General features: G+C 48.1%; 8 protein-coding genes and 1 pseudogene. All 9 read right to left on the reverse strand.

Features of this window, described 5'->3' with window-relative positions; all coding sequences use genetic code 11:
- Positions 1-96: 96 nt before the first annotated feature.
- A complete protein-coding gene (rimM, locus tag Q0236_RS08895; protein ID WP_297917001.1) occupies positions 97-627 on the reverse strand; it encodes a ribosome maturation factor RimM in 531 nt (176 codons plus the stop codon).
- Positions 620-862, reverse strand: a complete 243-nt coding sequence (locus Q0236_RS08900; protein ID WP_005873158.1) for a KH domain-containing protein — start codon at positions 860-862, stop codon at positions 620-622. Before Q0236_RS08900 ends, rimM begins: the two co-directional genes overlap by 8 nt.
- A gap of 1 nt (position 863) precedes the next feature.
- Complete coding sequence (gene rpsP / locus Q0236_RS08905) at positions 864-1094, reverse strand: 30S ribosomal protein S16 (protein ID WP_005873159.1); 231 nt, start codon at positions 1092-1094, stop codon at positions 864-866.
- A gap of 78 nt (positions 1095-1172) precedes the next feature.
- Positions 1173-2513 carry a signal recognition particle protein gene (gene ffh / locus Q0236_RS08910; RefSeq protein WP_297917003.1) on the reverse strand — a complete coding sequence of 447 codons (1341 nt, stop codon included), beginning with the start codon at positions 2511-2513 and terminating at the stop codon, positions 1173-1175.
- 66 nt (positions 2514-2579) lie between these two features.
- Positions 2580-3329, reverse strand: coding sequence for an RNA pseudouridine synthase (locus Q0236_RS08915; RefSeq protein WP_297917005.1), 750 nt, complete (start codon positions 3327-3329; stop codon positions 2580-2582).
- Positions 3329-4717, reverse strand: a complete 1389-nt coding sequence (locus Q0236_RS08920; protein ID WP_297917007.1) for a 3-deoxy-D-manno-octulosonic acid transferase — start codon at positions 4715-4717, stop codon at positions 3329-3331. The genes Q0236_RS08915 and Q0236_RS08920 overlap by 1 nt, the downstream gene beginning before the upstream one ends.
- Positions 4714-5421 (reverse strand): zinc ribbon domain-containing protein, encoded by a 708-nt coding sequence (locus Q0236_RS08925; protein WP_297917009.1) that lies wholly within the window; start codon positions 5419-5421, stop codon positions 4714-4716. The genes Q0236_RS08920 and Q0236_RS08925 overlap by 4 nt, the downstream gene beginning before the upstream one ends.
- Positions 5422-5430: 9 nt before the next feature.
- Positions 5431-6153: a Nif3-like dinuclear metal center hexameric protein gene (locus tag Q0236_RS08930; protein WP_297917010.1), complete on the reverse strand. Its 723-nt coding sequence runs from the start codon at positions 6151-6153 to the stop codon at positions 5431-5433.
- Between the two features lie 167 nt (positions 6154-6320).
- Positions 6321-7157 (reverse strand): annotated as a pseudogene (gene glyQ / locus Q0236_RS08935) (glycine--tRNA ligase subunit alpha); the annotation flags it as partial.
- Between the last annotated feature and the right edge of the window lie 15 nt (positions 7158-7172).

Below are 7172 nucleotides of genomic sequence, written 5' to 3' on the forward strand. Positions count from 1 at the left end.
GCGTCGCAATTATTTTTTTATCGACCGCGCGCTTTAAAATAGAGTCCTCAAAATACGGCGCGATGAGATTTTCAAACAGCGAGATGAAGATAAAATTCATGAATTTTCCAAAATCGCGCGCGCGTTTTGAGTAAAAATTTTACGCTCGCTAAGCGAAATTTCTTTCACATAGGCGTCCACGTAGGGGATAAAAAATTCTTTCGGCAAAGCCTGCGAGATTAAGCTTTCATCCGTTTCTACCTCAAAAAGATAACCGCTTCCGATCTGCGATATGTCTTTTACGCGCCCTAAAATCGCGCCGTCTTCGTAAATTTCAAGCCCGATAATATCGAAGTAAAAGAACTCGCCCTTTTGCAATTTGCAAAATTTCCGCGTGTCCTCTTTGCTTCGGTAAAGGATTTGGTTGGTTAAATTTGCCGCCGCTTCTACGCTTTCGTAATTTTTAAAAATAGCACTAGAATTTGCGCCGCTAAAGGATAGAATTTCTAAAATTTCGCCGTTTCGCAGATAAAATTTGGCGCCTTTTTTAAACTGAGAGGGGAAGTCGCTGCGATCAAAAATTTTAACTGCGCCCTTTAGACCGATAGTCCGACCGAGCTTCGCGACCTCTAAAAGATCATCAGGCATCTTTGGCTTTGACGGTAATTTTATAATTGATCGGATCTTTTGCTTTATAGCCGATGATGACGGTCTTTATGGCGTTTATCATTTTGCCGTCCTTGCCGATGAGTTTGCCGGTGTCGGCCTTGTCGGCATAGACGATGATCTCGGTAAAGTTTTCACCGACCCGCTTTTGCGTAGAGACGGACTGCGGATAGTCGGCGATCAACTTTGCGTATTCTTTTATAAAATTTTCTACCATTTTATTTGCTTGTGATTTGAGCGACCCTATCGCTTAACTTCGCGCCTACGCTCTTCCAGTATGCCAAACGCTCCGCGTCGAATTTAATATTATCGCTATCTTTTAGCGGGTTATAAAAGCCGATCGTCTCGATGAAGCCGCCGTCGCGTCTTTTCCTGCTATCCGTTACCACGATGCGGTAAAAAGGCTGCTTCTTTCTTCCGATTCTTGTAAGCCTAACAACTGTTGCCATTTTTTCTCCTTAAATTTTTGTAAGTTTTAGAACTTGCAGATGGCTAAAACTTAAACATCTGCAAACTCTACCGAGAGGCTATCTCGGTAAATTTTGCCTTTGAGCGATTGAGGCAAGCCCCTGCATGCCGCCCTTGCCCGAAAATTTTTTCGCAAGCTTCGAAGCGCCCGCGAACTGCTTTAAGAAGCGGTTCACCTCCACCTGCGAAAGCCCCGCGCCGGCAGCAAGCCTGCGCTTGCGCGAATTATTTAGCAGATCGGGATTTTCGCGCTCTTTCGGCGTCATAGAGTTGATCATCGCTTTGATATGAAGTATCTCTTTTGAGTTTTCCAAATCGATATCTTTTATCTTATTCGCCATGCTAGAAAGTCCCGGGATCATGCCGATTAAATTTTTCATATTGCCGAGCTTTTTCACGCTTTCGAGCTGATTTACGAAATCGTTGAAATTAAACTCGCCCTTTTTGATCTTTTTGTTTAGAGCCTTGGCTTCTCTTTCGTCGAAAACGGCGCTTGTTTTCTCGGCTAGCGTCGCTAAATCGCCCTCGCCCATAATGCGACCGGTGATTCTATCGGGTATAAAGCCCTCCAGATCGGCCACCTTCTCGCCGGTTCCGATAAAGCGAAGCGGAATGCCCAGCTGCTGCGCGATACCGAGAGCTACGCCGCCTTTGGTATCTGCGTCGAATTTGCTTAAGATCACGCCCGTAAGGCCTAAAATTTCATCAAATTTAGCAGCCGTTTTAATGCCGTCTTGACCGCTCATAGCGTCCGCTACGTAAAAAATTTCATGCGGATTTAGAGCTTTTTTCATCTCCGCAAGCTGTGCCATAAGCGCCTCGTCTATCGCAAGACGTCCCGCCGTATCTACGAGCAGTACGTCATAAAGCCCGCTTTTAGCCTTGCTTAGCGCTTTTTCGGCAACCTTTAGCGGATCGCTCTCGCCCTCGATGAAAAACAGCTCAATCTCATTCGCCTCGCACAGCTGGCGGAGCTGCTCGACCGCGGCTAGGCGCTGCAAGTCGCACGCTGCAACCAAGACCTTTTTTTTACGAAGTTTCAGATAGTTTGCAAGTTTTATCGTGCTTGTGGATTTTCCGCTTCCCTGAAGTCCCGTCATCAAAGCTACCGTAGGAGGCGTGCTAGCGAATACAAATCCCTGACTGCTGCCTCTAGGCGCCGTTAAAATTTTAGTCAAATTTGTCTTGATGGACTGCAAAAACGGCTTCTGTCCTATCGTACCGATACGAAGATCGGCTTCGACGAGCGCCAAAAAATCCTTTACGACTTTGTGGTGCACGTCGGCCTTTAAAAGCGCCTTTTTTAGCGTCTCCAAGGCGTTTTTTAAAGCTTTTTCGTCATCGATTGTTTTTAATTTATTGACCGCGTTTTTAAACGACTCGCTTATGATCTCAAACACTTTGATCCCTTATAAAATTTTTAAACTTGCGATGTTACCTAAAATTAACTTAAAAGCCATTGAATATCAGAGATCCTTAGGAATTTCAAAGCCGAATTCGTTGAAGCTTGTACCTAGCGGAGCTTTAAATTTTAGCCCTAAAATTTCGGTCTCGTACGAGTGCAGAAACATCCGCTTCGCGCGGCTTTTAGCGTATTTTTCATCGCCTATTACGCCAAATCCCGCATTTGCCAGATGCACGCGGATCTGATGCGTCCTGCCCGTCTCGATCCGCACCTTTACGAGCGATTTTTTGCCGCTTACCATAAGCGGATAAACCTCGCTAAATGCGCTCTTGCCGTTTGGCGAAATTTTAGAAAAGGCGCCGCTTCTGGTCTTTATCGTCAAAATCGGCTCGTCAAATTTCATCTCTTCGCTCACGATCCCTTTTACGATCGCGATGTAGCTTTTTTTCACGCGCAAATTTTTAAACTCCGCAATCGCCGCTTCGCGAAATTCTTCGTTCTTATACAGCAGCACGACGCCGCTGGTTTCCTTATCCAAGCGATTTAGAAGGCCGAATTTATAGATTTTTTCTAAATTTTCGCTGCTCATAAAGGGCGGCTTATTGACTGCCAAAACGTTCTCATCCTCGTAAATGATCGCGGGTTTTGCGGGTTTCATCACGCTAAATTTAGTATTTTCGCCGAGCATCTCGCGCGCTAGAGCGATCTTTGCGCCGCGCGCGCTCACAAGCCCCGCGTCGATGAGAGCCTTGGCTTCGTTGTGCGAGATATTTTCCTGCGCCGCTAGCAGTTTGTAGGCTTTTTCTTGCATTAAATTCTTTCCTTGATTAAATTTTCTATCTCTTGCAGATCGCAAATTTTATCTATACGCGTGCCCTTTAGCGGCTCTTTTAAAGCGTTTGAAATTTCGTTCGCCTCGCACAGAGCGATATTTTGTACGAGCGCGTACAGCGCCTTTTGGTTATGAAAAAATCGCCCGCTGATGATCGGCACGCCGAAGCTCGCCGCCTCGATCGGGCTGTGTCCGCCGATATTGCGCAAAAAGCTGCCACCCAAGATCACGATGTTTGAAATTTTATAAAAGTTCGCTAGCTCCCCGAAGGCATCAAGCAAGATAAAATCGCTCTCAAGCCCCGCGCCGTCGCTAAATCGCTCAAAGCTAAGCCCATGCTCGCGCGCCCAAGCCTTGCAAATTTCACGTACCTTTTTAAAGCGCTCAGGGTGCCTCGGCGCCAGGATGATTTTTAGCTTTTGCGGCGCGGCAGTCGAAGCCGCCGTATTTAGTGCGATAGAATTTAAAGACGCGCCGTTTAAAGGCGCCGTATTCGGCACGGCGAACGAAGCGTCGCTTGAGCTCACCGCATCCAAAGAAGCTGCGTTTAAATTTACCGGCTCGGACGAGCCCGTCTCGCTGCAAAGCTCAGCCCCAGGCAAGCTTTTATCGCCGCAGGCACCCGCTGCATATGGGTCTTTTTCGGGCGCACTCTGCGAGCCGTGAAATTTTATAAAATCGTTTAAATTCGATAAAACAAGCTCCTCTTCGCCCTCGTGGGTATTTGAGATCGTAAGCACGAAGCTATTTGCGGACGCGGCAGAATAGTCCTCCGTCGCAACGGCGATATTCGCACTTTTCACGTTGCCCGCGACCTTTATATTTTTTGCGCCGAGCTCCCGCAGCCGCGCCGCATCAAGCTCGCTTTGCGCAAGCACCAGATCGATATTTTCAAACGCTTTTCGATAATAAAACTTAAAGCGCAGATAACTCGCGTACGAGCGGTCGCTAATGCGCGCATTTAGCAGGATCACGTAGCTTCCGCGCGATTTAGCGGAACGGATCAAATTTAGCCACAGCTCCGCTTCGAAAATCACCAGCACGCGGCTGCCCGTAAGCCAAAATGGAAGCCAGTTTTCAAACGGCAGGTAGCGAGAGTTCGGCGTGAGCGCGCGCGCCGCACCGAAGCCCGTCTGCGTGGTCGTGCTAAGCGCGACGCTCTCAAATTTAGAAATTAACGGCGCAAGAGCGTTTACCTCGCCCAAACTGCAAGCGTGAAAGTGCACCGCAGCGGGGCTAAATTTAGGGTTTTTGTATAGAAAAAATCGCGCCTTCAGGCTCGTGCGGTATTTTTTTTTAAAGCTTAGGATAAAAATAAAAGGCGCAGCTACAAGCCACGCCAAAAACGCCAAGGCGGTGTAGATCACTCGGCTTCTTTATATAAAATTCTGCCGCAATACGGGCAGGTTACGATGTCGTCGCTTTTGATGACCGCGGAATAGGTCTTGTCGCTTATGCGCATAAAGCAGCCGTAGCAGGCCTGTTTGCGCACCGGCGAGACCGCCGTGTTGCCCGCCCACTTGCGGATCTTTTCGTAGAATGAGACGGTTTTGGGGTTCATCGCCTGCATTAGCTTATCGCGCTTGGCGTAGATCGCGCCGCGAGCAACCTCGACCTCGCCCATCTCGGCGCTTACCTGCTCTTGCAAGCTTTTTAGCTCGGCTTCAAACGCCTCTTGCTTTTCGCTCTGCTCTTTTACGAGCACTTCCTTTGCGGCTACGATCTTTTCTAGCCTTTCGATCTCCTCGTTTGTGGCTTCGAGCTGCTCTTTTGCGATATCTTCTTCGACGCTAAGGGCCTTGATCTCCTTTTCGGTTTTTGCCGCGCCGCTTTTTTTGCCCGTGCTTTTTAGCTTGGACGAAAAGGCGCTAAGCTGCGCGTTTGCTTGTAAAATTTGAGATTTTAGTTCGGCGATCTCCGCATTTAGAGTTTCGATCTGTTCCTTTGCACCGTTTATTTCAGTGCTTTTTTTACTCAGCTTCTCCTGCGCAGCCTCGATTTTAGGCTTAAATCCGTCCAGCTGCTTATCGAATTCGCAAAGCTCTACCAATTGGCTTAAATATTTGTTCATCTTTTTCCTTTAATAATACGTAAATGGATTTTTTTGCTCGCTTATTATAACTTCAATTTCGCTTTTTTGCAAGAAAGGTGCGAGCGCGCGCCCAAAATAGCGCTCACTTTCAAAATGATTTATGTCGATCAAACTCACGCCGTTTTCTAAATTTTGAAGCGCCGCGTGATATTTTATGTCGCCCGTGATGAAGCAATCCACGCCCAAGCTTTGATTTAGTTCGCTTCCGCTGCCGGTGCAAAGCGCGATATTTTGGATGAAATCTTTCGTCTTTACGGCGCGCAGATGCTCGATGCCAAGCTTGCGCTTTATCTGTGCGCACAGAGCCTCAAAGCTCAAATCCGCGCGCATGAAAACTAAAAATTCCCGCTCATCCGTAATTTCAAATTTTAAAATTTCGCGCGCTACGAATCCGTTTAAAACGTGCTTGTCAAAGTTCGTATGCATCGCGATGAGAGAAATATTTTTGCGGATCATCTCATAGATCAAATTTGCAGGATAAAGCCGCGGATCAAGCGATTTTAGCGGGCTAAAAATCAGCGGGTGGTGCACCACGAAAAGCGAGCCCGCCTCCGCCTCGCGCACCAGCTCGCTAGTAACGTCGAGGCTTAGATAGATTTTTGAAATTTCATCATCCAAGTTTCCGAGCGTTAGTCCACTATTATCCCACGCCTCTGCGTCGCAAAAAGGCGCGGCGGCATTTAAAATTTCATAAATTTCGCCCGTTTTCATAAATTTCACTTTTCGCTTTTATCCGCTTTGTCTGCGGTGTTTTTCTTGCCGTGGGCGTTTTTTAAATTTGCGCCTGCGGAGTTTACGTTTGCCACGCCGCCCTCTTTACCGCTTTTTTTATCGCTGCATGCCGTGCCGCACAGCTCGGCGACATATTTTTGCGGATCTGCATAGCAAAGCGCGCAGTTTTTGGCAAGATCGCGGATCTTTAAAATATAATCCTGCCTCTGCGTGACCGAGATCGCTCCGCGCGCGTCAAGGACATTAAACGTGTGCGCCGCAAGCATGCAGTAATCATACGCAGGAAGCGCCAGGCCGTGCTTTAGGATGCTTTTGCACTCGCCGAAACAGTTTTCAAACTGATTAAAAAGCATCGCGGTGTCCGCAAGCTCGAAGTTGTATTTACTAAACTCGAACTCGCCTCTTTTATGCACGTCGCCGTAGGTTACTAGCCCCGCCTTGTCGTCCCAGACGATGTCGTAAACGTCGTCTTTGTTTTGCAGATACATCGCCAAACGCTCAAGCCCGTAGGTGATCTCGCCGCTTATGAGCTCGCACGTGATGCCGCCCACCTGCTGAAAATAGGTAAACTGCGTCACCTCCATGCCGTCCAGCCAAACCTCCCAGCCAAGCCCCCATGCTCCGAGCGTCGGGCTCTCCCAGTTGTCTTCTACGAAGCGGATATCGTGGCTTTTAAGATCTAGCCCGAGCTTTTCCAAGCTTTTTAGATAGAGCTTTTGGATATTGTCCGGGCTCGGCTTTAAGATCACCTGAAACTGATAATACGCGCCAAGGCGGTTTGGGTTTTCGCCGTAGCGCCCATCTGTTGGACGACGCGAAGGTGCGACGTATGCCGCGCGCCAAGGTTTGCTTCCTAGACTGCGCAAAAAGGTAGCCTGATGATAGGTGCCTGCGCCCGCGGGCATATCGTAGGGCTGAACGAGCAAGCAGCCCTGCTCGTGCCAGTAGTTTTGAAGCGTCAAAATAATCTGTGAAAACGTCATTTTTATCCTTTTATC

This window comes from uncultured Campylobacter sp. (assembly GCF_938031315.1).
Taxonomy (GTDB): domain Bacteria; phylum Campylobacterota; class Campylobacteria; order Campylobacterales; family Campylobacteraceae; genus Campylobacter_B.

Coding starts and splice junctions, on each gene's coding strand:
- rimM (WP_297917001.1), bottom strand. CDS start 627: ATGCCTGATGATCTTTTAGAGGTCGCGAAGCTCGGTCGGACTATCGGT.
- Q0236_RS08900 (WP_005873158.1), bottom strand. CDS start 862: ATGGTAGAAAATTTTATAAAAGAATACGCAAAGTTGATCGCCGACTAT.
- rpsP (WP_005873159.1), bottom strand. CDS start 1,094: ATGGCAACAGTTGTTAGGCTTACAAGAATCGGAAGAAAGAAGCAGCCT.
- Q0236_RS08915 (WP_297917005.1), bottom strand. CDS start 3,329: ATGCAAGAAAAAGCCTACAAACTGCTAGCGGCGCAGGAAAATATCTCG.
- Q0236_RS08925 (WP_297917009.1), bottom strand. CDS start 5,421: ATGAACAAATATTTAAGCCAATTGGTAGAGCTTTGCGAATTCGATAAG.
- Q0236_RS08930 (WP_297917010.1), bottom strand. CDS start 6,153: ATGAAAACGGGCGAAATTTATGAAATTTTAAATGCCGCCGCGCCTTTT.